At 34.2% G+C, this 23,715-nt stretch carries 19 protein-coding genes, 3 tRNA genes and 1 rRNA gene; 16 read left to right on the forward strand and 7 right to left on the reverse strand.

From position 1 onward, the window contains the following. Positions 1 to 979 (reverse strand): 16S ribosomal RNA (locus Q0Q96_RS08540); the annotation flags it as partial. A 618-nt stretch (positions 980 to 1,597) separates the two neighbouring features. Here Q0Q96_RS08540 and thrS point away from each other — a divergent pair. The 5 genes from thrS (at position 1,598) to Q0Q96_RS08565 (ending at position 6,522) form a co-directional block, all read left to right on the forward strand. Continuing rightward, positions 1,598 to 3,544: a threonine--tRNA ligase gene (gene thrS, locus Q0Q96_RS08545; RefSeq protein ID WP_293873711.1), complete on the forward strand. Its 1,947-nt coding sequence runs from the start codon at positions 1,598 to 1,600 to the stop codon at positions 3,542 to 3,544. A gap of 76 nt (positions 3,545 to 3,620) precedes the next feature. Then, the gene (gene infC, locus Q0Q96_RS08550; RefSeq protein ID WP_293873779.1) at positions 3,621 to 4,121 is read left to right on the forward strand and encodes a translation initiation factor IF-3; all 501 of its coding nucleotides are present in this window, start codon (positions 3,621 to 3,623) and stop codon (positions 4,119 to 4,121) included. A gap of 24 nt (positions 4,122 to 4,145) precedes the next feature. Beyond that, positions 4,146 to 4,343 (forward strand): 50S ribosomal protein L35, encoded by a 198-nt coding sequence (gene rpmI / locus Q0Q96_RS08555; RefSeq protein WP_011921545.1) that lies wholly within the window; start codon positions 4,146 to 4,148, stop codon positions 4,341 to 4,343. Between the two features lie 167 nt (positions 4,344 to 4,510). Further along, positions 4,511 to 4,855, forward strand: a complete 345-nt coding sequence (gene rplT / locus Q0Q96_RS08560; RefSeq protein WP_126745177.1) for a 50S ribosomal protein L20 — start codon at positions 4,511 to 4,513, stop codon at positions 4,853 to 4,855. Between the two features lie 242 nt (positions 4,856 to 5,097). Beyond that, positions 5,098 to 6,522, forward strand: a complete 1,425-nt coding sequence (locus tag Q0Q96_RS08565; protein ID WP_293873739.1) for a T9SS type A sorting domain-containing protein — start codon at positions 5,098 to 5,100, stop codon at positions 6,520 to 6,522. Positions 6,523 to 6,654: 132 nt separating this feature from the next. On the opposite strand, the gene Q0Q96_RS08570 is transcribed toward Q0Q96_RS08565, so the two are convergent. The 3 genes from Q0Q96_RS08570 to Q0Q96_RS08580 form a co-directional block, all read right to left on the reverse strand. Then, a tRNA-Arg gene (locus Q0Q96_RS08570) sits at positions 6,655 to 6,728 on the reverse strand. A gap of 31 nt (positions 6,729 to 6,759) precedes the next feature. Continuing rightward, positions 6,760 to 6,834: transfer RNA gene (locus Q0Q96_RS08575), tRNA-Pro, on the reverse strand. 11 nt (positions 6,835 to 6,845) lie between these two features. Continuing rightward, a tRNA-Ser gene (locus Q0Q96_RS08580) sits at positions 6,846 to 6,932 on the reverse strand. A 286-nt stretch (positions 6,933 to 7,218) separates the two neighbouring features. Between Q0Q96_RS08580 and Q0Q96_RS08585 the strand changes: the two genes are divergently transcribed. The 4 genes from Q0Q96_RS08585 (at position 7,219) to Q0Q96_RS08600 (ending at position 10,896) form a co-directional block, all read left to right on the forward strand. Beyond that, positions 7,219 to 8,397 (forward strand): acetyl-CoA C-acyltransferase, encoded by a 1,179-nt coding sequence (locus Q0Q96_RS08585; RefSeq protein ID WP_293873742.1) that lies wholly within the window; start codon positions 7,219 to 7,221, stop codon positions 8,395 to 8,397. A 56-nt stretch (positions 8,398 to 8,453) separates the two neighbouring features. After that, on the forward strand, positions 8,454 to 9,215 hold the full coding sequence (locus tag Q0Q96_RS08590; RefSeq protein ID WP_293873745.1) for a C40 family peptidase: 762 nt from the start codon (positions 8,454 to 8,456) through the stop codon (positions 9,213 to 9,215). 544 nt (positions 9,216 to 9,759) lie between these two features. Next, on the forward strand, positions 9,760 to 10,299 hold the full coding sequence (locus Q0Q96_RS08595) for an NADPH-dependent FMN reductase (protein ID WP_293873748.1): 540 nt from the start codon (positions 9,760 to 9,762) through the stop codon (positions 10,297 to 10,299). A gap of 138 nt (positions 10,300 to 10,437) precedes the next feature. Beyond that, positions 10,438 to 10,896, forward strand: coding sequence for a PA2169 family four-helix-bundle protein (locus Q0Q96_RS08600; RefSeq protein WP_293873751.1), 459 nt, complete (start codon positions 10,438 to 10,440; stop codon positions 10,894 to 10,896). Positions 10,897 to 11,015: 119 nt separating this feature from the next. Here the strand turns inward: Q0Q96_RS08600 and Q0Q96_RS08605 are convergent, their stop codons facing one another. Next, entirely contained in the window at positions 11,016 to 12,137 is a 1,122-nt protein-coding gene (locus Q0Q96_RS08605) for a cysteine desulfurase family protein (protein ID WP_293873754.1), read from the reverse strand. A 97-nt stretch (positions 12,138 to 12,234) separates the two neighbouring features. Here Q0Q96_RS08605 and Q0Q96_RS08610 point away from each other — a divergent pair, with 97 nt between their 5' ends. The 5 genes from Q0Q96_RS08610 (at position 12,235) to Q0Q96_RS08630 (ending at position 17,331) form a co-directional block, all read left to right on the forward strand. Continuing rightward, the gene (locus tag Q0Q96_RS08610) at positions 12,235 to 13,194 is read left to right on the forward strand and encodes a hypothetical protein (protein ID WP_293873757.1); all 960 of its coding nucleotides are present in this window, start codon (positions 12,235 to 12,237) and stop codon (positions 13,192 to 13,194) included. A gap of 13 nt (positions 13,195 to 13,207) precedes the next feature. After that, entirely contained in the window at positions 13,208 to 14,800 is a 1,593-nt protein-coding gene (bshC, locus tag Q0Q96_RS08615) for a bacillithiol biosynthesis cysteine-adding enzyme BshC (RefSeq protein ID WP_293873759.1), read from the forward strand. A gap of 102 nt (positions 14,801 to 14,902) precedes the next feature. Beyond that, positions 14,903 to 16,072 carry a T9SS type A sorting domain-containing protein gene (locus Q0Q96_RS08620; protein WP_293873761.1) on the forward strand — a complete coding sequence of 390 codons (1,170 nt, stop codon included), beginning with the start codon at positions 14,903 to 14,905 and terminating at the stop codon, positions 16,070 to 16,072. Between the two features lie 69 nt (positions 16,073 to 16,141). Next, positions 16,142 to 16,561: a nucleoside-diphosphate kinase gene (locus tag Q0Q96_RS08625; protein WP_293873764.1), complete on the forward strand. Its 420-nt coding sequence runs from the start codon at positions 16,142 to 16,144 to the stop codon at positions 16,559 to 16,561. 140 nt (positions 16,562 to 16,701) lie between these two features. Continuing rightward, entirely contained in the window at positions 16,702 to 17,331 is a 630-nt protein-coding gene (locus Q0Q96_RS08630) for an outer membrane beta-barrel protein (protein WP_293873767.1), read from the forward strand. Positions 17,332 to 17,529: 198 nt separating this feature from the next. Here Q0Q96_RS08630 and Q0Q96_RS08635 read toward each other — a convergent pair whose 3' ends face one another. Then, complete coding sequence (locus Q0Q96_RS08635; protein ID WP_293873770.1) at positions 17,530 to 20,160, reverse strand: valine--tRNA ligase; 2,631 nt, start codon at positions 20,158 to 20,160, stop codon at positions 17,530 to 17,532. Between the two features lie 311 nt (positions 20,161 to 20,471). On the opposite strand from Q0Q96_RS08635, the gene Q0Q96_RS08640 reads away from it, so the two are divergent. Further along, positions 20,472 to 20,906, forward strand: a complete 435-nt coding sequence (locus Q0Q96_RS08640; protein ID WP_293873772.1) for a DUF1573 domain-containing protein — start codon at positions 20,472 to 20,474, stop codon at positions 20,904 to 20,906. A 38-nt stretch (positions 20,907 to 20,944) separates the two neighbouring features. Here Q0Q96_RS08640 and Q0Q96_RS08645 read toward each other — a convergent pair whose 3' ends face one another. Beyond that, positions 20,945 to 22,273 (reverse strand): aspartyl protease family protein, encoded by a 1,329-nt coding sequence (locus tag Q0Q96_RS08645; RefSeq protein WP_293873774.1) that lies wholly within the window; start codon positions 22,271 to 22,273, stop codon positions 20,945 to 20,947. A 127-nt stretch (positions 22,274 to 22,400) separates the two neighbouring features. On the opposite strand from Q0Q96_RS08645, the gene Q0Q96_RS08650 reads away from it, so the two are divergent. Beyond that, positions 22,401 to 23,597: a pyridoxal phosphate-dependent aminotransferase gene (locus Q0Q96_RS08650; protein ID WP_293873776.1), complete on the forward strand. Its 1,197-nt coding sequence runs from the start codon at positions 22,401 to 22,403 to the stop codon at positions 23,595 to 23,597. Positions 23,598 to 23,715 lie beyond the last annotated feature (118 nt).

Genomic DNA, 23,715 nt, shown 5'->3' on the forward strand with positions numbered 1-23,715 from the left:
ACATTTAAGCCTTGGTAAGGTTCCTCGCGTATCATCGAATTAAACCACATGCTCCACCGCTTGTGCGGGCCCCCGTCAATTCCTTTGAGTTTCATTCTTGCGAACGTACTCCCCAGGTGGGATACTTATCACTTTCGCTTAACCACTCAGATTGCTCCGAACAGCTAGTATCCATCGTTTACGGCGTGGACTACCAGGGTATCTAATCCTGTTCGCTCCCCACGCTTTCGTCCATCAGCGTCAATATATTGTTAGTAACCTGCCTTCGCAATTGGTATTCCATGTAATATCTAAGCATTTCACCGCTACACTACATATTCTAGTTACTTCACAATAATTCAAGTCTAACAGTATCAATGGCCGTTCCTCCGTTAAGCGGAGGGATTTCACCACTGACTTATTAAACCGCCTACGGACCCTTTAAACCCAATGATTCCGGATAACGCTTGGATCCTCCGTATTACCGCGGCTGCTGGCACGGAGTTAGCCGATCCTTATTCTTACGGTACCGTCAAGGCTCTTCACGAAGAGCTGTTTCTTCCCGTACAAAAGCAGTTTACACACCATAGATGCGTCTTCCTGCACGCGGCATGGCTGGATCAGGCTTGCGCCCATTGTCCAATATTCCTCACTGCTGCCTCCCGTAGGAGTCTGGTCCGTGTCTCAGTACCAGTGTGGGGGATCTCCCTCTCAGGACCCCTACCTATCGTAGCCATGGTAAGCCGTTACCTTACCATCTAGCTAATAGGACGCATGCTCATCTTTTACCGTTGGAACTTTAATAGTGACTTCATGCGAAGTTGCTATTCTATGAGGTATTAATCCAAATTTCTCTGGGCTATCCCTCTGTAAAAGGTAGATTGCATACGCGTTACGCACCCGTGCGCCGGTCTCAGACATTGCTGCCCTACCCCTCGACTTGCATGTGTTAAGCCTGCCGCTAGCGTTCATCCTGAGCCAGGATCAAACTCTTCATCGTATATTGTTTACCCTGAATTAATTTCAGAGTCTTCGCTCTTGCGAGCTTTTTTATAGACAAAGGCTAGTCTTTTATTAATCTCTCGATTATCTTACTCTCTTTTTGTTGTCTTAACATCTCTGTTAAAACGGCTGTCAATTCAATATGGCAATGAACGTATTGTTTTATTTATTGCGCTTTCATTCTCAAAGCGGGTGCAAAAGTAATTATTCTTTTTTATAACACAAGAATTTTTATAACTATTTTTGATTTATTTTTAAATACTAGTTTGTCAGCATTTAAAACAAGTTTTATACTCTTGAAGGTTGCAAATATAATGCTTTCTAAATACTCCCTCCAAATATATTTTTAGGTTTTTTGTGGTTTTTTTAAGTCGTTGATTCAACGCTTTTTGAAACACCAAGCTGCCGATAGTTTTGCGAAATCTTAACAAATAAACTAATGACTTAATCACATAGCCCCGATTGGAGAGGCTACCGTGTAGCCCGGAAAGCGGGAAAATGGTACACTGGTATAGACCAAGCCATTCGCTTCAAAATTCTTTTTCATATTATAGCTGTCATATATTGTATGTGTTTTTTTAAACTTATATATTTGCAATCCATAAAATTTTGAGGAATGATAAAAATTACTTTACCAGACGGTTCGGTTAAGGAGTTTGAAAAGAATTCAACTCCGATGGATGTTGCTTTAAGCATTAGTGAAGGGCTGGCGCGAAATGTAATTTCGGCAGCTTTTAATGGCACAATAACTGAAACCGAAACACCTTTGACCATCGACGGTTCTCTAATTTTGCATACTTGGAATGACAGCGAGGGTAAAAAAGCGTTTTGGCATTCGACTTCTCACGTTATGGCGCAGGTATTGGAGGAACAATTTCCAGGCATCAAATTAACGCTTGGCCCAGCTATTGATAATGGTTTTTATTATGATGTGGATTTTGGTGACCAAAAAATAACTGATGCCGATTTTAAGAAAATTGAAAATCGCGTTTTAGAAATTTCAAGAGAAAAATACAAATTTAAAATGCGTTCGGTTTCCAAAGCAGAAGCTTTAAAAGTCTATAAAAATAATGAATACAAAACCGAGTTAATATCAAATCTAGAAGACGGAATGATAACATTTTGTGATCATGCTACCTTCTTTGATTTGTGTCGTGGCGGTCATATTCCGAATACTGGAATTATTAAAGCGATGAAAATTATGAGCGTTGCTGGTGCTTACTGGCGTGGTGATGAAAAAAACAAACAATTAACTCGCGTTTACGGAATCTCTTTTCCGAAACAAAAAGATTTGACGGATTATTTGGAATTATTAGAAGAAGCGAAACGTCGTGACCACAGAAAACTGGGTAAAGAACTAGAATTGTTTGCATTCTCTCAAAAAGTAGGTGCTGGTTTACCATTGTGGTTGCCAAAAGGTGCTGCTTTGAGAGACAGGCTCGAACAATTTTTGAAAAAAGCTCAAAAAAAAGCAGGATATGAGCAAGTAGTTACACCACACATTGGACAAAAAGAATTGTATGTAACATCCGGTCATTATGCCAAATATGGTGCCGATAGCTTTCAACCGATAACAACACCAGCTGAAGGTGAAGAGTTTTTATTGAAACCTATGAACTGTCCGCATCACTGCGAAATTTATAATACAAAACCTTGGTCTTATAAAGATTTACCAAAACGTTATGCCGAATTTGGAACGGTTTATCGTTACGAGCAATCAGGAGAATTGCATGGTTTGACACGTGTTCGTGGTTTTACTCAAGATGATGCACACATTTTTTGTACTCCAGATCAATTAGATTCAGAGTTTAAAAAAGTAATCGATTTAGTGTTGTATGTTTTTGGTTCGTTAGGATTTGAGAACTTTACAGCTCAAGTATCTTTAAGAGATCAGGAAAACAGAGATAAATATATTGGCAGTGACGAAAACTGGGAAAAAGCCGAAAGTGCTATCATAAGTGCTGCAAAAGATAAAGGTTTGAATTACATAATTGAATATGGTGAAGCTGCTTTTTATGGTCCGAAATTGGATTTCATGGTAAAAGATGCTTTGGGAAGAAAATGGCAATTGGGAACTATTCAGGTTGATTACAACTTACCGGAGCGCTTCGAATTAACTTACAAAGGGGCTGATGATAAATTGCATAGACCTGTTATGATTCACCGTGCACCATTTGGTTCGATGGAGCGTTTTATTGCTATATTGCTGGAACATACGGCTGGAAATTTCCCGCTTTGGTTGATGCCTGAACAAGCTATAATATTATCTTTGAGTGAGAAATATGAAAATTATGCAAAAAAAGTTTTAGAATTGCTAGAAAATCACGAAATTCGCGCCCTAATTGATAACAGGAACGAGACAATTGGCAGGAAAATACGAGAGGCGGAAGTTCAAAAAATTCCGTTTATGCTAATTGTTGGAGAGGAAGAAGAGAAAAACGGAACGATTTCAGTTCGTCGTCATGGTCAAGAGGGAAAAGGAAATATATCAATTACTATTGAGGAATTTGCCAAAATTGTAAATGAAGAGATTTCCAAAACATTAAAAACATTTGAAGTTTAATTAAAATTATAGAGCCATAGCAATTAGAAACAACAGAGGTTACCAACCTAGAGTAGAAAAAACAGCAGCCCACAGAATTAATGAATTAATTCGTGGCGTTTCAGAAGTACGTCTAGTTGGCGAAAATATTGAGCCAGGAGTATTCAAATTTACTGAAGCACTTAAATTGGCAGAACAATTTGAAGTAGATTTGGTCGAGATTTCTCCTAATGCTGATCCACCTGTATGTAAATTGATGGATTATGGTAAATTTATTTATCAACAGAAAAAACGTGATAAAGAATTAAAAGCGAAATCAACTCAAATTACTGTAAAAGAAATTCGTTTCGGACCACAAACTGATGAGCACGATTATGAATTTAAAAGAAAAAATGCAGAAAAATTCTTGAAAGAAGGTTCAAAATTGAAAGCTTTCGTTTTTTTTAAAGGACGTTCAATCATTTATAAAGAACAAGGACAAATTTTGTTATTGCGTTTGGCACAAGATTTAGAAGAATATGGAAAAGTAGAAGCTATGCCGGTTCTAGAAGGAAAGAGAATGATTATGTTCATTGCTCCAAAGAAGAAAAGTAAGTAAGTTAAATTAAATAAACTAGTAAAAATGCCTAAAATGAAAACAAAATCTAGTGCCAAGAAGCGATTCAAAGTAACTGGCTCTGGAAAAATCAAAAGAAAACACGCTTTTAAAAGTCATATTTTGACTAAAAAATCCAAAAAGCGTAAATTGGCTTTAACGCATTCTGCTTTGGTTCACAAAACAGATGAGAAAAGCATCAAACAACAATTAAGAATCATCTAAAGTCTTAAAGTTGTAAAGTCCTAAAGTAAGTTGACTTTTGACATTTGACTTTCAACAGTAAACTCAAAAATTCTTAAGGTTAAAAATTATTTAAATAACCTTGGAGTATGGCCAAAAAGTTCTCTTGATTCAATTCGGGACGCCTGCTACAAAAAAACAAAAAAATTATGCCAAGATCAGTAAATTCAGTTGCTAAAAGAGCAAGAAGAAAAAAGATAATGAAGCAAGCCAAAGGTTTCTTTGGTCGTCGTAAAAACGTTTGGACAGTTGCTAAAAATGCGGTTGAAAAAGCTATGTGCTACGCTTATCGTGACAGAAAAGTGAACAAAAGAAATTTTCGTGCTTTATGGATTCAACGTATCAACGCCGGAGCCCGTTTAGAAGGAATGTCTTATTCACAGTTTATGGGGAAAGTAAAAGCTAACGGAATCGAATTGAACCGTAAAGTTCTTGCCGATTTAGCAATGAATCACCCAGAAGCTTTCAAAGCAGTACTTAAAAAAGTAAAATAAACTTTTGTACAACTTATTTGACTTACTTATAAATGAAAATCTCAATCGAAAGATTGGGATTTTTTTGTTTTGGAATAATCACTAAAAAAGAAAATTATTTTGTTAGAAAACGTTTGTATTTAAAAAATTACTACATTAGTAATCAATAAGTTATTATTTTATTTAAAAATATTTTTGTTTAAGGAAGTAAAATAGTAACAGACCCACTGATATAAGTGTATTAATCTTAAAAACTAATTATCATGAAAACTATATTACAATTATTTGTTATTATTTTGTTTTTTTCTGCAAATGTTTTTTCGCAATCACCTTTAGGATGCTGGCGAGTGGTCTCTGCAGGAACTAATTTTTCTTTGGGGATCAAAATGGATGGAACCATGTGGGGTTGGGGATTAAATTCAAATCAACTTGGTTTAGGATTTTCGGGGAATCAAAATTTACCTATTCAAATCGGAACTGCTAATGACTGGGCAACCGTTTCAGCTGGAACAAATCATTCATTGGCTGTAAAAACAAACGGAACTTTATGGTCATGGGGAGATGGTCAATTTGGCCAATTAGGAAATGGACTATTTAGTTCTGCAACTTGGACATTAATTCAAGTTGGAACTGCTAACGATTGGTTAACAGTTTCCGCAGGTAATAGATTTAGTTTAGCCATTAAAACCACGGGGACTCTTTGGTCTTGGGGTTTAAATTCATTTGGTCAATTGGGTCAAGGAAATTTGACCAATCTTAATCTTCCATCACAAGTGGGAACAGCAAACAATTGGTTAAAAATTGATGCAGGTAATAAACATTCTCTTGCCATTGATAACACAGGTTTTATTTACGGTTGGGGAGACAATAGTTTTGGGCAATTCGGGAATGGTACAAATACTTCAAGTTTATTACCAATACTAATTTCATCATCTAATAATTGGTCGAAAGTCTCCGCTGGTTTTGACCACAGTATGGCTTTAAATTCAAGTGGAATTTTATATACTTTTGGGAATAATACTAATGGACAATTATGTGACGGAACAAATACTGCCTCCAATACTATGATACCTATAAGTTTTAATTTGGCGGGAACAGTTACACAATATATTGCCATTTCTGCTGGAGATAATTTTTCATTAGCAATTAAAAACGATAATACGGTATGGTCAGGAGGATTAAATTCACAAGGTGAGTTAGGTTTAGGAAACAACACTTCGGTTAATCAATTAAATCAAGTGGGGACAAGCAATACTTGGTTTCTCATATCAGCTGGTGATGCTCATTCGTTAGCTATGGATAATTCTACAGCATTATGGTCAACAGGAAGAGGATTAGAAGGAGAGTTAGGAATAAGTAGTATTATAAATTATAATCTATTACAATCCGTTTCTTGTCCTACTTCAGCACTAGGAACCAATGAAATAATTACAAATAATATCAAAGCAAATGTGTATCCAAATCCAACTAGCGGAAGTATACATATTGATTTTACCGTTATTAATACTAGTGATGTAACCATTCGATTAACAAACATTCAAGGTCAATTGATTTCAGAGTCGCTACTAGAAAATGTGATTGGAATACAAACTGAAAGTTTAAATTTAGGCAATCAATTAAGCGGAATTTACTTCTTAATTATAACTAATAAAAAGGACAGTTACACTGTTAAAATTATAAAAGAATAACTATTCAAACATTAATCCTAATAATCAACATTTTGATTATTAGGATTAACTGAAATTTTTGTATAAAAATAAAATTCCCAAAAATTAAATCATAATATTTTTTGATTTAATTTTTGGGAACTTAATTAGGAGTGATCCCAGAAGGATTCGAACCTTCGACCTACTGCTTAGAAGGCAGTTGCTCTATCCAGCTGAGCTATGGAACCAAAATAAGTTTTTGCAAAAAAACTAAAAAAGTCGGGGTGGCAGGATTCGAACCTGCGGCCTCCTGCTCCCAAAGCAGGCGCGATAACCGGGCTACGCTACACCCCGAAAATTAAAAGCGGAGAGTAAGGGATTCGAACCCTTGGTACAGTTTCCCATACGCATGTTTAGCAAACATGTCCTTTCGGCCACTCAGGCAACTCTCCAAAACTATTATAATGTATAAGAACTTTTTCACTTTAAGCGGTTGCAAATGTAATTTATCATTCTATGATTTACAACTATTTCATTTCTTTTTTTAGAAACCAAAACAAATAAAAACTAAAACACTTCACTTTCAACAGACTAGATTTATGCTATTTTATTTAATTGGAAGGATTTGAGATTTAATGTGGTTAGAATTCTATAATTTGCAATAAAAGTTTAGTTTTGCAGTTCAAACACTTTAGACACAAATTTACAGCGCGCATCAGCTTAAAACAACATAATATTATGAGCAAAAAAGTAGTTATTGTTTCAGCGATTAGAACTCCAATCGGAAGTTTTATGGGTTCATTATCAACTGTTACAGCGAGTCAATTAGGTGCCATTGCTATCAAAGGAGCATTGGATAAAATCAATTTAAACCCAAATTTAGTTGACGAAGTTTTAATGGGAAACGTAGTTCAAGCAGGAGTTGGTCAAGCACCTGCGCGTCAAGCAGCGCGATTAGCTGGCTTGCCAGATACTGTTCCTTGTACCACTATTAATAAAGTTTGTGCTTCGGGAATGAAAGCAGTAATGCAAGCTGCGCAAGCAATCACAGTTGGAGATGCTGAAATAATTGTAGCTGGCGGAATGGAAAACATGAGCTTGATTCCGCATTATGTACATTTAAGAAATGGTGTGAAATTTGGATCGACCACCATGATTGATGGCATGCAAAAAGACGGTTTGACTGATGCTTACGATAATAATGCAATGGGGGTTTGCGCTGACTTATGTGCTACCGAATATAAAATTTCAAGAGAAGAACAAGACGCTTTTGCTATCCAGTCCTACGAGCGTTCCGCGAAAGCTTGGGGCGAAGGAAAATTTGATACCGAAGTTGTTCCTGTCTCGATTCCGCAACGTCGTGGTGAACCTATAATTTTTGCAAAAGACGAAGAGTTTACCAATGTCAAATTGGATAAAATACCAACACTAAATGCTGTTTTTACTAAAGATGGAACTGTTACTGCTGCCAATGCTTCTACTATCAATGATGGCGCTGCAGCACTCGTTTTGATGAGTGAAGAAAAAGCAAAATCATTAGGTTTAAAACCATTGGCTTACATAAAATCTTATGCCGACGCTGAACAAGAACCAAAATGGTTTACAACCTCACCAGCGAAAGCCTTGCCAAAAGCATTACAAAAAGCCGGCTTAACCCTTTCAGACGTAGATTATTTTGAATTCAATGAAGCTTTTGCTGTTGTTGGTTTAGCCAATGCTAAAATACTTGGTTTAGATAATAATAAAGTAAATGTAAACGGTGGTGCGGTATCTTTGGGTCATCCGCTTGGATGCTCCGGTGCTCGAATCATTGTGACTTTAATTAATGTTTTAGAACAAAATAATGCAAAAATCGGTGCGGCAGCCATTTGTAATGGTGGTGGTGGTGCTTCCGCTATTGTTATTGAAAGAGCCTAAATAATTAACAATTGATAATGAACAATTATCAATTATCCATTATCAATTATATTTGAATGTTTGCCATTTGTAACCTTGCTATAATTCCTTTACGTGCCGAACCTAGTGACCGCAGTGAAATTGTTTCGCAAGTCTTGTTTGGGGAACATTTTGAAATTTTAGAAACTCAAAATCATTGGTCCAAAATAAAATTGCAGTTTGATGCTTACGAAGGTTGGGTAGATTCTAAACAGTACCAAATCATTTCTGAAAAGAATTTTAATGATTTATCCAAAGATGCTATTATTCTTAACGCTGATTTGGTTGACTATGTAACCAATGCCAAAAACATTTTATTACCCATTCCGCTTGGCGCATCACTTTCTTTTCTAAACAATACCGAAATCAATTTAGAAGGTTTTGAATTTGAAGGTATGAGGGCAAGCGGAGTCAAAGCAAAATCAGATTTGATTGCGACTGCTTATATGTATCTAAATGCACCTTATTTATGGGGAGGCAAAACGCCATTTGGGGTAGATTGTTCCGGCTTTACGCAAATGGTTTACAAACTAAACGGATATAAATTACTGCGTGATGCTGCTCAACAATCTTCACAAGGAGAAGCCTTGAGTTTTATAGAAGAAAGTGAAACTGGCGATTTAGCTTTCTTTGACAACGAAGAAGGAAGGATAATTCACGTAGGCATCATCATGGAAAACAATTACATTATACACGCCAGTGGAAAAGTCAGAATTGACAGATTAGATCATTTGGGAATTTATAATGCACAGCAAAATAAGCATACGCATCGTTTGCGGGTCATTAAGAAAATCATTTAAAATTTACATTTTTTGATATCCTGACTCACCATTTCTTTTGAATTTTACTTTATAATTATCGCACTGATTAAAGGTGTGATTTGATTGCCACGTCAATGAAAGCTGATGAACCCCTTGCGTGCGATTTATTCTTGAAGTATTTAAATCATAGAAGCATTATTGCACTATTAAAAATAACTTATCCTCTGCATTTGAACAGGCAATTTTTTTTGGTTATTTATAACCTTACTGTTTTCAATAGTAATTATTACTGCAAATGGTATTTAAAAAAATCAATTCTAATCAATATTAAATCATTTTAATATTGATTTTTTTTGTTTATCGTATTACGTTAATCTTATAACTATTTTTAAATATGGTGTAACGCGAAATAAATGAATTAGTAGAAATTTATATCTCAAAAAGTAGTGCAATGAAAACTAAAAAAAATCTGAAACAGCAACCGAAAACCCTTGTTGGAAAGGTTATGAAAAAATAGGAATGAAAACCAAAAATGGTAAAAAAGTTCCGAATTGTGTTCCTAAAAAATCTAAATAATTTACCAATGAAAAATATTTCAATTATCTCATCAAGTATTAGAACCGATAGAAAAAGTCACAGTGTCGCTTTGTATTTACAAAAGTATTTAACTGATAATAAATTGGCAATTGCAGAAATTTTAGATTTAAAAGAATATTATTTTCCATTGTTTGAAGAACGATTAAAATTTTTAAAAAATCCTTCAATAAAAACTTTAGAATTTGCAGAAAAGATACTATCATCTGATGCAATAGTGATAGTTACGCCAGAATATAATGGAAGTTTGCCCGCAAGTTTAAAAAATGTAATTGATTTGCTATACGAGGAATGGAGCGGAAAACCTATTGGCTTGTCCACCGTTTCTAGCGGAATATTTGGAGGAAATCAATGTTTGACGCATTTGGAATTTATTCTATGGAAAATGAAGGCAACGGTTATTCAAGCTAATTTTTCTGTTCCTACTGTCGAAAAAACATTTGATATTAAAGGTAATGCACTTAATAAAGAAACAACAAATCATCTTGCCGATATGTTTTTAAAGGAACTTATAAAAAACTGTCCATAGCTTGACAAACTGATTTACCAAGCGAATAAAAAAATTAACTAAAGTAGTACTAATATAAATTTTGTTTTAAATTCTATAATTTTTTCAGAATTAATTTTTACAATTTTACAGTATCAAAATAAACAAATAAAAGGAAAAATGGAAAAAGAAAAAACAATCGACACGTTAAACAATCTTATTCAAATCAACAATGATAGAATTGAAGGTTACAAAACAGCTGCTGATGAAACTAAAGAAAGTGATTTGAAATCGTTATTTTCTCAATTTCAAGCAACTAGTGCAAAAATAAATGGTGAGTTGAGAAGCGAAGTTTCTAGACTTGGTGGAACTCCAACGGAATCTACAAGAATAACTGGAAAGTTTTTTAGAGTTTGGATGGATGTAAAAGCGGCACTGACAGGAAACGATAGAAAATCAATTTTAGAAAGTTGTGAATACGGTGAAGACGTTGCCAAAAAAACATATGAAGATGTCCTCGCAAATGACAGTGAAAATCTTTCCAGTGAGCAGCAATCGATGTTAAAAGAACAACATTCATCGCTAGTTTCAGATTACAATAAAGTAAAATCTATGAACGACGCACATGTTTCAATCTAATTTATAATTTTCATGGCAGTTGTCAAGAGAAGATGATGCACACCAAGAAATTGGTCATAACAAAAGCCTTGTAGATTATTTTTAAATCTGTTTTGAGTAGTCAAAACAGATTTTTTTTGTTAAATACTTTTTAGTTCTTGAATTAAATAATCAATTTCATCCTTGGAATTGAAATGGCTAAATGAAATTCGCAAACTTGGTTTCGCCAAATCTACTTCAGAGAGCATTTCGCTCAAAACATGTGACGGTTTTATACTGCCGCTTTGGCAAGCACTTCCGCGAGAAACGGCAATCCCTTTCAAATCTAAATTAAACAAAATCATAGCTGTTTTTTCAGCAGAAAACGGGAGTAAAATGTTCAAAATATTGTAAAAAGTTGCTGAACCATTGACTACAACTTCGGGAAAAGTGGTTTGCAATTGTTGTAAACAATAGGCTTTTAAATCAGTAATATAATTTCTTTCGACAGATAACGATTCTAATGAAATATCCAAAGCTTTTGCCATTCCAGCAATTTGATGCACCGGTTCGGTTCCTGCGCGCCAACCTTTTTCTTGTTCTCCACCAAAAATCATGGGTTGCAGGACTAAATTTTTTCGAACAAAAGCAAAACCAATCCCTTTTGGACCATGAAATTTATGAGCACTGGCAACCAGAAAATCAATAGGTAACTGTTGTAAATTTATTTCAGATTTTCCTATAGATTGCACCGTATCACAATGAAACAAGACCTTGTTTTGATGGCACATCCCTCCTATTTTATCGATGTCATTGATCACGCCAGTTTCATTGTTAACATGCATCAATGAAACTAGTGTTTTACTATCTTGAACGAGTAATTCGTAAAGTTTTTCATAATCAATAATACCATTGCTATCAACAGTTAAATAATCAACATGAATTCCAAATTCTTCCTGCAAAGCAAGAATAGTGTACAACGTAGCATGATGTTCTACTCGGGAAGTAATGATTCTTTTTATGCCAAAATCTTTTACAGCACTTCTTAAAATCCAGTTCGTTGCTTCGGTAGCACTCGATGTAAAAATAATTTCGGATGCTTGGCAATTCAACTGCTTCGCTATCGTTTTTCTACAGGTTTCAATAACAGCTTTCGAACTTCGACCAATGCTGTGTGTGGAAGAAGGATTCCCAAATTCTGATTGCATAACGGCAACAATTTCATCAATAACTTCCTCACGAATAGGGGTAGTAGATGCGTTATCTAGATATATTTTTTTCATTTTGTAAATATAAAAGTACTATTCTTAATTAAATGATAAAAGGGAAAATTTAATAGCATAAAAAACTTATTTTTGCTTAAAATTTTATACAATTCCAATGAAAAGAATTTTAAGTATTCTAGCCTTATTGCTCTTTATTACATCATGCGATGATGGTAAATTGACCGTTGATGCTATTGATTTTTCTTCAGTGGCGGCACAAAAGTGTAGTGACAAAGATTTGATTTATAAAATTAAAGACAGTGAAATGCTGTTTATTGAAATTCCTGATGCCACTTTTACCGAAAATCAAACTGCTGTCGGTGTGCCATATGAAGTTGCGCTATCATCAACCGTAAAAGTAACGTACCGAAAATATGCGAGCACCGTTACTTCGCTCAATATTTGTGGTACTGTTCCTGATGCAACACCTAATTTAGTAGAACAATGGGTTGCCACAAATGGCACAGTTCAAATTACGGCTACTGCCATAAAAACTCCTACTGCAACTAACAATGGTACGCGAATTTCTGGTTACAGGTATTATATAGTTTTTAAAAACATAACCTTTGTAAAACCAAGCGGAACCCAACAATATGATACTTTTGTTTTTGGAAATTATACCAAACCTACAATCCCATTAGCCTTTGGGTTTGATAATCAAGTTGAAAAAAGTTCCTGCACTACTGATAACAGAATTTTTAATTTTAACGGAAGCGAGGCTTTTGTTCTTGATGTGTCTGATTACCCTACTTTATTTGCAAATGCTGTAACAACTACGCCCAGAACAGCGTTGATAGATGCCAATCACAAATTGAGTTACATCTTATTTAATAATGCGGTTACTAATTCCTATTTTTGTACCACGTTACCACCACCCACACCCACAATTTCACAACAATGGGAGGCTGAAGCAGGAGTTGCAGCTACAAGCGGTATTATTGAAGTAAGTACTAGCACATTTGGAAGTTCTAGTTTTCAACATACCATTCATTTCAAAAAAGTTTCGCTGCAAAAAGGAAATTCTGATTTTAGTCTTGGCGATGATTACATTTTTGGAAGTTTTGTAACGCCTTAATTCTTTTTAAATCATGCCAACAGACTGTATTAGCTATCAAAAATCGGGTTATTTTACGAAACTAATTGTAGATTATTTAGATGAAAAGCCTGAACTAAAATCGCTGTACAATCACTTTCCAAAACTTGAAAATTTTAAAAGTCAAATTGAGGAAAAGAAACAAAATTATCCTCAAGAAAACAGAAAAATTTTAGTAGAAGCATTAGAAAATCAATACAAAGGCTTTACTATTTCTCAACATACCTCAAACAACATTTCGGCTTTAACGCATGACAATACCTATACCATTACTACTGGACATCAGTTAAATTTGTTTACTGGTCCTTTGTATTTTTTGTACAAGATTGTTTCTACTATAAATCTTTGTGCAGCATTAAAAGAAGCCTATCCAAGCTATAATTTTGTTCCCATTTATTGGATGGCAACCGAGGATCATGATTTTGAAGAAATCAATTATTTCAATTTCAAAAATGCAAAAATAAAATGGAATACATTAAGTAAAGGTCCCACCGGTCGGCTTTCAACAGCAGGTTTGGAGGATGTTTTACAGGTTTTTTCCACTACACTCGGTATTGGTGACAATGCAACTTATTTAAAACAACTTTTTGAAGACAGTTATCTTAAACAAGATACTCTTGCAGCCGCGACACGATTTTTGGCAAACGAATTATTTGGTAAAAAAGGTTTAGTAATTCTTGATGGCGATGACAAAATTTTAAAGGAACTTTTCATACCCTATGTCAAAGAAGAATTGCTTACACAAAAGGCTTATCATCAAGTTTCCGAAACTAATTCTTTACTAAAAAATAACTATGAAACTCAAGTAAACCCTAGAGAAATCAACCTTTTTTTTATTGAAGACCATCTCCGTGAACGAATACTTTTTGAAGAAAATCAATATAAAATTAACAACTCTAGTATTACTTTTTCTGAAGAAGAAATTTTAGATTTATTAAAAACAAATCCCGAAAAATTTAGTCCAAATGTAATCTTACGCCCGTTGTATCAAGAAGTTATTTTACCAAATTTGTGTTATATTGGTGGTGGCGGAGAAATAAGTTACTGGTTGCAATTGCAAGCCAATTTTATAGACAACAAGATTGTGTTTCCAATGCTTTTGCTGCGTAATTCAGCGCTTTTGGTCACCGAAAAACAATTTCAAAAAGCAGCTAAACTCCAACTTTCTTGGAAAGATTTATTTAGTAATCAACAAGAATTATTCAATACCAAAACGAGAGCATTTTCGAGTTTAAAAATTGATTTTTCTGAACAGAAAGAATATTTGAAAAAGCAATTTGAAAAGTTATTGGCTATTGCCAATCAAACCGATAAATCTTTTGCTGGTGCAGTAAAAGCGCAACAAGTAAAACAAATAAAAGGATTAGAAAACCTCGAGAAACGATTGCTTAAAGCAGAAAAAAAAGTACACGCCGAAAAATTACAGCACATTTTATTGTTACAAAATGAATTGTTTCCCAACCAAGGATTACAGGAACGAAAACTCAATTTTTCGGAATTTTATCATGCAGTAAACGGCGAATTATTAGGAAAGATATTTCAAGAACTAAAACCTTTAGAACCCAATTTTACTTTAATCACCCTTTAATTATAGTAAGTTTTCAACACGAAAACGTTATCGGAAAACAACGATTTTTAATACTCTCCTATTTGATATATCTTGTACAACAATATTTTAAATGAATTTTTTATGAAAAAACTATTCCTCTACTTTATTGCTTTCTTTTTTTATTCTCAAATAAATTATAGTCAAGTAATTTCTATTATTGGCAACACAAGTCCGATTCCTAACTGGAACAATGATACCGATTTAATCACCACAGACAATATTAATTACACATTGACTAATGTAGAACTGACTAGTGCCACTGGTCCAAGCACAGGAATAAAATTTAGACAAGATCATCAATGGACAATCAATTGGGGTGGCAATTTTCCAAATGCAAATGGGACACAAAACGGACCAAATATTCAAACGGTTGCCGGCACTTATGACATTACTTTTAACAGAACTAATGGTACTTACACTTTTATTTTAAGCACTGGTTTTCCTAGTATAGGAATTTGGGGTCCGGCGGTAAACTCGCAAATTGGTTATGCTGCGCCAGATGTTGATATGACAACAACAGACGGAATTATTTATACACTTTCTGGATTTTATTTCAGTAGTGGCAATGCTTATTTTAGACAAAATAATGCAACAAATTATGTTTGGGGAAGCACAATATTTCCGAGTGGAACAGCCACTTTGAGTGGTCCGTCTTTATTTATTCCGGGAAACGAATGGTTTGTAACGTTCAATAGAAATACTGGAGCGTACAGTTTCACCTATCCAAGTATTGGAATTTTAGGAACGGCACTCAATGGTTTTACTGCTGACGATATTGATTTGAGTACAACCGATGGCTTTAATTATAGCATTTCAAACTTAACTTTTACGGATGGTTTAGTGAAATTTAGAAAAGATAATTTATGGACATCCAATTGGGGTTCATCGAGTTTTCCTACTGGAACCGGAACTCAAGCTGGTGCTAATATTCCTGTAACTGCTGGAACATACAACGTTATGTTCGAAAAAACGAGTGGAAATTATTCGTTTACCAATGCTTTATCGATTACTGAAAATTCTACTTCTAAATTGAAAATTTATCCAAATCCAACAAATGCTTTTTGGAATATATCCAATGCAAATGCGATTGACAGTATAGAACTTTTTGATCTTACAGGTAAAACTTTGCAAAGTTTCTCTCCAAGTGTCACACAATTTCAATTGGACGGAAATACTTTAAGCAGCGGTGTTTATTTTGTAAAAATTAAATCAGGATTAGATTTTGCAGTGCAAAAAATTATCAAGAATTGATAGTTATTCTGTTTTTGAGATTGGTATAAAAAGATTACTTTTGCACCAAATTTAAAATAAAAACAAAAAATGGCATCGAATAGAACATTTACAATGATTAAACCTGATGGTGTTGAAAACGGACACATCGGTGGAATACTAAATATGATTACTGAAGGTGGTTTCAGAATTGTAGCAATGAAACTAACACAATTGACTGTTGCAGACGCAAAGTCATTTTATGCAGTACACGCGGAAAGACCTTTCTACGGTGAATTAGTAGAATTTATGACCCGTGGACCAATAGTTGCAGCACTTTTAGAAAAAGACAATGCTGTCGAAGATTTTAGAACATTGATTGGCGCTACAAATCCGGCGAATGCTGCAGAGGGAACTATACGTAAAAAATATGCTACATCAATGGGCGAAAATGCAGTTCATGGCTCTGATAGCGATGAAAACGCAGCTATTGAAGGTGCTTTTCACTTTGCGGGTAGAGAACAATTTTAATGGTATTAAATTTTGTCAAATTAAATATTTCCTTCTCATACTGAAAAATGAGAAGGAGATTTTCTTTTATTATAAAAATTTATACAAAAAAAAGATATTTAACGTTTTAAATAAATTACAAACTAAAAACAAGATAAATCATGAAAAAACAAATAATTAGTGCTTTTGTAATTTTACTCACTTTTTCGGCAATCGCACAAAAAACAACAGAAAAAAAAGAAAGTAAATTTGAACTGATAGCCAATTCCAAGTTGGGATTTGCAAAATTAAATCAGTCAGGACTAGTTTCTTTAAACGGAAATACTAATGCGGGAGAACTTTTATTATCCATAAAAATAGGAAAAAAATGGTATTTAGCACCTGGTTTTAGCGTAATGGAATTCAACGCGAACCCAACCATTAATGGTAATACTGCGAGTATAAAAAACACGTATTTACAAATTCCAGTAAAAGCAATAGGAGAATATACGGTTTTTGGCAAAGAACAATCCGACTCAAAGATTTTATTAACTATTGGCATTGGTTTATATGCCAATACGTTGCTTAAATCAGAAATTCAAACCGTTGCAGGAAACAGTTCTATTACAAATTTGGGCTGGAATTTTGGACTTTCTACCCAAATTGGTGCCAAATTCATACTCTCTGATGATCTGAATTTAGGTATTGGAATAGAAAATCAGGGCGATTTAAACGATATGAACAAAAACAATGTATCTCAAAAAATGAGACAAATAGATGCTTTTTACTTCAGCGTTGGATTCAAATTGTAAATTGCTAATTCTAACTAAAAATCCAGTATTCTCAAAAAGAATTCGGGATTTTTGGTTTAATTATTTTTACAGACAATTAATTTCAAATAACGGTATCGTTACATTAGATACCGCTGTAAGCATCTCTGATAATTAACAGTAACTAGTTTGGTGATTTTCCAAAATTTTAAATAAATATCAAATTACACAGAAATATTTTTACCGTAAACTTGCTAAACTTTGTTTAATAGTGGCAATTTTTGCCAAGGCATCGGCTTCTTTTTTGCGTTCCATTTCGAGAACTTTTTCTGGTGCGCCAGCTACAAATTTTTGGTTAGATAATTTTCCTTGCACACTTTGCAAGAAACCTTGCGTGTATTTTAATTCTTCATTCAACTTTGCAATCTCGGCTGCAATATCAATAGTACCTGAAACGGGTATAAAATATTCATTAGATTTCACACGATAAGTAACTGCTCCGTCTATTTTTTCTGAAATATATTCGATTGAGACAATATTTCCCAACTTCATAATTATACTATCAAAAAATAACGTGGCATTTTCATGGTTAATTACTTTTAAATCTAAAGGCACTTTTATGGCAATGTTTTTGTCTTTACGAATGGTTCTAATTCCGGCAATAACATCTGTGGTAAATTCAAAATCAGCGATTATTTTTTTGTCAAACGAGGTCATTATTGGATACGATGCAATGATTAGTGCTTCATCTGGTGTTCTTTTCGCAATGTATTGCCAAATTTCTTCTGTTAAAAACGGCATAAAAGGATGAAGTAACTTTAAGTTGGCTTCCAAAATTTCAATGGCTTTGTTGAACGTGGTGTGGTCAATGGGTTGTTGATAATCTGGTTTTATCATTTCTAAAAACCAAGAACAAAAATCATCCCAAACCAATTTGTAAATACTCATTAAAGCATCTGATAACCTATATTTTTCAAAATGATCTTCGATTTCAAGTAAATTCATTTGGAACTTTGCTTTGAACCATTCGATGGCTATTGTTGCACTTTCAGGTTGAGGAATATCGGCAACTTCCCATCCTTTAATCAATCGGAAAGCATTCCAAATTTTGTTGGCAAACGCTTTACCATTGTTGCACAATTCTTCGTCAAACATAATGTCATTTCCAGCAGAGGCACTTAACAACAACCCTACACGAACACCATCGGCACCGAATTTTTCGATTAATTCTAATGGTTCTGGTGAATTGCCTAATGATTTTGACATTTTACGACGTTGTTTGTCGCGCACTAACCCTGTTAAATATACATTGGTAAATGGTTTTTGACCAGTGTATTCATAACCTGCAATAATCATTCGGGCAACCCAAAAAAACAAAATATCTGGACCGGTCACTAAATCATTTGTTGGATAATAGTATTTAAAATCCTCATTTTCTGGTTGCATTATTCCACCAAAAACAGCCATTGGCCAAAGCCATGAGGAGAACCAAGTGTCGAGAGCATCGGCGTCTTGGGTGAGGTTTTTGGTTGTGAGTTGTTGGTTGTTGGTTTTAGCTTTCGCCAATTTTAATGCGTCATAGATATTTTCGGCCACAACAAAATCTTCTTTTCCGTCACCATAAAAATAAGCGGGAATTTGTTGCCCCCACCAAAGTTGACGGGAGATGTTCCAATCGCGGATATTTTCTAACCAGTGGCGGTAGGTATTATCAAATCGCGCAGGATATAATTTAATTTCCTTGGTTTCTAAAACCGCTTTGATGGCTGGTTTTACTAATTCTTCCATGCTTAAAAACCATTGGTCTGATAAGCGCGGTTCTATTACTGCTTTGGTTCTTTCGGAGGTTCCTACTTTGTTTACGTGTGTTTCAGTTTTGGCTAAAGCACCAATATTCTCGAGTTCTTTCGCAATTTCTTCACGAACCGCAAACCGGTCCATTCCTTTGTAATGCAATCCGTAGGAATTTAAAGAGGCGTCTTCATTGAAGATATCTATGATTTCAAGATGATGCTTTTCGCCCAACGCTTTATCATTTATATCGTGTGCAGGAGTTACCTTAAGACAACCTGTTCCAAATTCAACATCAACATAGTCATCTTCAATGATGGGAACTATTCTATTGCAAATTGGCACAATCGCTTTTTTCCCTTTAAGCTGTCTGAAACGTTCGTCATTTGGGTTGATACAAATGGCTGTATCACCAAAAATTGTTTCAGGACGTGTGGTTGCAACCGTCAAGAAATCCGAAGTTCCTTCGATCTTATACTTTAAAAAGTACAACTTTCCTTGCCTTTCTTCAAAGATTACTTCTTCATCGGACAACGTTGTTTTTGCTTCAGGATCCCAGTTTACCATGCGGTAACCTCTATAAATAGATCCTTTGTTGTATAAGTCTACAAATGATTTGATTACAGATGCTGACATATCAGAATCCATAGTAAATTTGGTTCTATCCCAATCGCAAGAACAGCCTAATTGTTTTAATTGTTCTAGTATTGTTCCACCGTATTTATCGGTCCAGGCGTAAGCATGCACAAGAAATTCTTGGCGTGTTAAATCGTTTTTATTGATGCCTTCGCTTTTTAATTTGGCTACAACTTTTGCTTCGGTAGCTATAGATGCGTGGTCTGTTCCTGGAACCCAACAAGCGTTGAATCCCTTTAATCGTGCACGTCTGATTAAAACATCTTGGATGGTATTGTTCAACATGTGTCCCATGTGCAAAACTCCAGTTACGTTGGGTGGTGGAATGGTGATGGTGTAGGGTTTTCTGTGGTCGGGTTTTGAATGAAAATAGTTGTTTTTCATCCAGTATTGGTACCATTTTTTTTCTACGTCTTTGGCGTTGAATTGAGCTGGAATCGGCATATTTGGTTATTTGGTTATTTGTTTATCTGTATACAAAAGTTCACTACGCTATTCATTTAGCCCTGATGGAGGTGAAAATCCTTCACATTTTTTTTTGTGAAGATTGAAACGTACAGCAGGAAAATGGTTTACTGACACTCAATGACTTTTTGCTCTTAACTGTTTTAATACTCGCAAAATTGGTTAAGCATGTGTTTTTAAAACTGAATTGCAAAAGTAATTAATAAAGACTTTAGAAAAAATTAAGAATTAAATTTTTGTGTATTAATTTAAACGGGTTATTTTTACTACCCAATAAAGACTTTTGAACTATGAAAAACTATATTTTGATTGCCGTATTACTTGTAAATGCTTTGGTTTTTGCTCAATCTGGTGCAAAAATTGAGTTTAAGGATAAAGACAATACTGTTGATTATGGAACGGTGAATAAAGAGGATGATAATGGAATTCGTTCATTTGAATTTACCAATACTGGCAATGAACCGCTGGTAATTAGTAATGTTTTATCTACTTGTGGCTGTACGGTTCCTTCTAAACCTACAGAGCCAATTTTACCTGGGAAAACCGGAAAAATAGAGGTGAAATACAATATGCATACGGGACCAATAAGAAAAACAATCACGGTAGAAAGCAACGCTGTAAATGTGCAAGAAGGTAGGGTTGCCATAAAAATAAAAGGGGAAGTTATAGAAAAACCAGTGGTTAACCTGTTGGAGAAAAAATTTACAAGTCCGATGATGCAATAAATAAAATGCGCTTTTGACCTAGAACTAAAGCGTATTTTTTATATAATATTTTTAAGTTGGAATTTAAAAATATAGTTTTTATTGTTGCGCTCTACTTCTATTTCGATAGTTTTTCCTTCTTCGGATTTGAGTAATTCATTGATTAATTGAATTGTAAACCCTTGCGCTGGTTCGCGGTTTATCTTTAAAATTCTGTCCCCTACTTTTAGTCCTGATTTTTCGGCTTCAGAATCTACTCTAATGTTCGATATTTTGAAAATTGGTTTTAGTGTAAAACGTATTTTTAGGCTGTTTTCAATATTTTGATCATTGCCATTACTATAAATTTTTATACCTTGGTTAGGATTCTCATCGGCTGTTTCTTTCACCCATTCTAGTCCTGCATGTTCTACATCTATTCCGCTCATGTTAAAATGGAAAGGGTCATGTAATTTATTGTTTGACCTAGTGTAAATTTTGCCATTCAAATAATCAAAAATGATTATAAATCTTGAAAGGATTTCACCGCCTACGGAGCCAATTCTGTCTTGTACAAAGTTGGCGTTTTGTATGGAAATTGAGTCTGGAAAAGTTACTAATGGGTATTCAAATATTTTTTTGCCAAATTCAAAGCTGTTGATGCGCGCTCTTTTACCAAAGATATTGCCGCTAAACCCTCTTCCTAAATAATCTTGAATATTTTTTTGAGGCAATTCAATTGTATTGAATTTGCTTCTAAAAATCCAAACGGCATCACTATTTCCTGTGTCAACTAATAGTTTTGACGGAAAGATTTGATTGTTTGCTTTGATATTTGATATTAAGTACGGCTTGCTTTCTTCTATATTTATCGAATCCTGAATAAATTTTCTTTGAATTATTTTAAGTAGCGGTTTATAATTATGGTTGTAAATGATGATTTTTTTTCTTTCATAATTTATTTCAACTAGATGATTTTTGAAAAAATTATAGCCCATAATTCCATTTACTGGAATTCCTATTTGAGAAGAAAAATTAAATTTTTGGTCAAGAATGAGATACAATACATGGTCAAAATCAACAAAGTCATTAATTTGCACTTTGTTTTTTGATGATTTATAAGACTCTACCTCCTCGTTGCTTCCTAATCCTTTAAGTTTCAATTTTTGTACATCAAATAGTTTGATTTCGTTTTTATCATCTAAACTAAAAAGTACCGTTTGTTCAACACCTGTATCTAATAAAAAAGTGAGTTCTTGACCGTTTACCACAACTTGAATAAAAATCAAATTGTTAATAAGCTGAAAAGGTAAAGCAACTTTTTCTTTGCCATTCGTGATCTGAAATTGAGATTGCACACTTGGAGCAACAGAAAAAAACAAGAAAACAAGAAATGATTTCAGTCGCATTCTAATTGATTTTGTATAAAATTAAAAATAATTATCCATCAACTCTCATTTTAACAAATTTTATATCGTTATAGGAATTGTTTAGCAGTAAAAAAAATTGCAAATTTGCATTTCAAAATTAGTATTTATGCCAAAAATATCTTTAAAAGGGCAACAGATGCCAGAATCGCCCATCAGAAAATTGGTTCCTTATGCAGAAATTGCAAAAAATAAAGGTAACAAAGTTTATCATCTTAATATTGGTCAACCCGATATTAAAACTCCTGAAGTGGCGCTAAATGCAGTAAAAAATGCTGACATCAAAGTGCTAGAATATAGTCATTCTGCGGGTTTCGAAAGTTATAGAACCAAGCTTTCTGCTTATTACAAATCGCATGGTTTGCCCATTGATGTTGCAGATATAATCATTACAACGGGTGGGTCTGAAGCATTACTTTTTGCGATGGGAAGTACTATGGATGTTGGTGATGAAATCATTATTCCCGAACCATTTTATGCAAATTACAATGGCTTTTCTACAGCTTCTGGTGTTAAAGTTGTTCCTGTAATATCAACCATTGATGAGGGTTTTGCGTTGCCACCAATAGCAGCTTTTGAAAAACTAATTTCCTCAAAAACGAAAGCCATTTTAATATGCAATCCGGGCAATCCAACGGGATATTTATATTCTAAACAAGAAATTTTACAACTGGCTGAAATTGTAAAAAAACACGATTTATTTTTAATAGCTGACGAAGTGTACAGAGAATTTATTTATGATGTAACCGACAAACATTATTCGGTAATGAATATACCAGGATTAGAAGAAAATGTCATTATGATTGATTCCGTTTCCAAAAGATACAGCATGTGTGGTGCCCGTATTGGGTGCATCGTTTCAAAAAATGCGGCAGTTATGTCTACCGCAATGAAATTTGCTCAAGCCAGGTTAAGTCCACCTACTTATGCGCAAATTGCCAGTGAAGCTGCGTTAGATACACCACAAACTTATTTTGATGATGTTATTAAAGAATATAAAGAAAGAAGAGATACTTTGATTACCGAACTACAAAAAATTGAAGGTGTAAAAGTAGCATCACCAAAAGGAGCATTTTACTGTATTGCGAAATTACCCCTAAAGAATGCAGATGATTTTGCTCGATGGTTGTTAGAATCTTATGAAAACAATAAAGAAACGGTTATGGTAGCACCAGCGGCGGGATTTTATTCTACTCCAAATGTTGGTTTAGATGAAGTACGAATTGCCTATGTTTTAAAGAAAGATGATTTAATACGTTCAGTTGCTATTTTGAAAGATGCTTTAAATGTTTACAATAAACTATAATTCTTAAGTTATTTTCTAATCATAAAAAAACCACTCAAGTTGAGTGGTTTTTTTATGTTAACGTTTCATGGCAAAATGGGCTCTAAATTGTTTGGTTTGGTTTTGTTCTACATAATCA

The sequence above is a fragment of the Flavobacterium sp. genome, from assembly GCF_025352015.1.
GTDB lineage: Bacteria > Bacteroidota > Bacteroidia > Flavobacteriales > Flavobacteriaceae > Flavobacterium.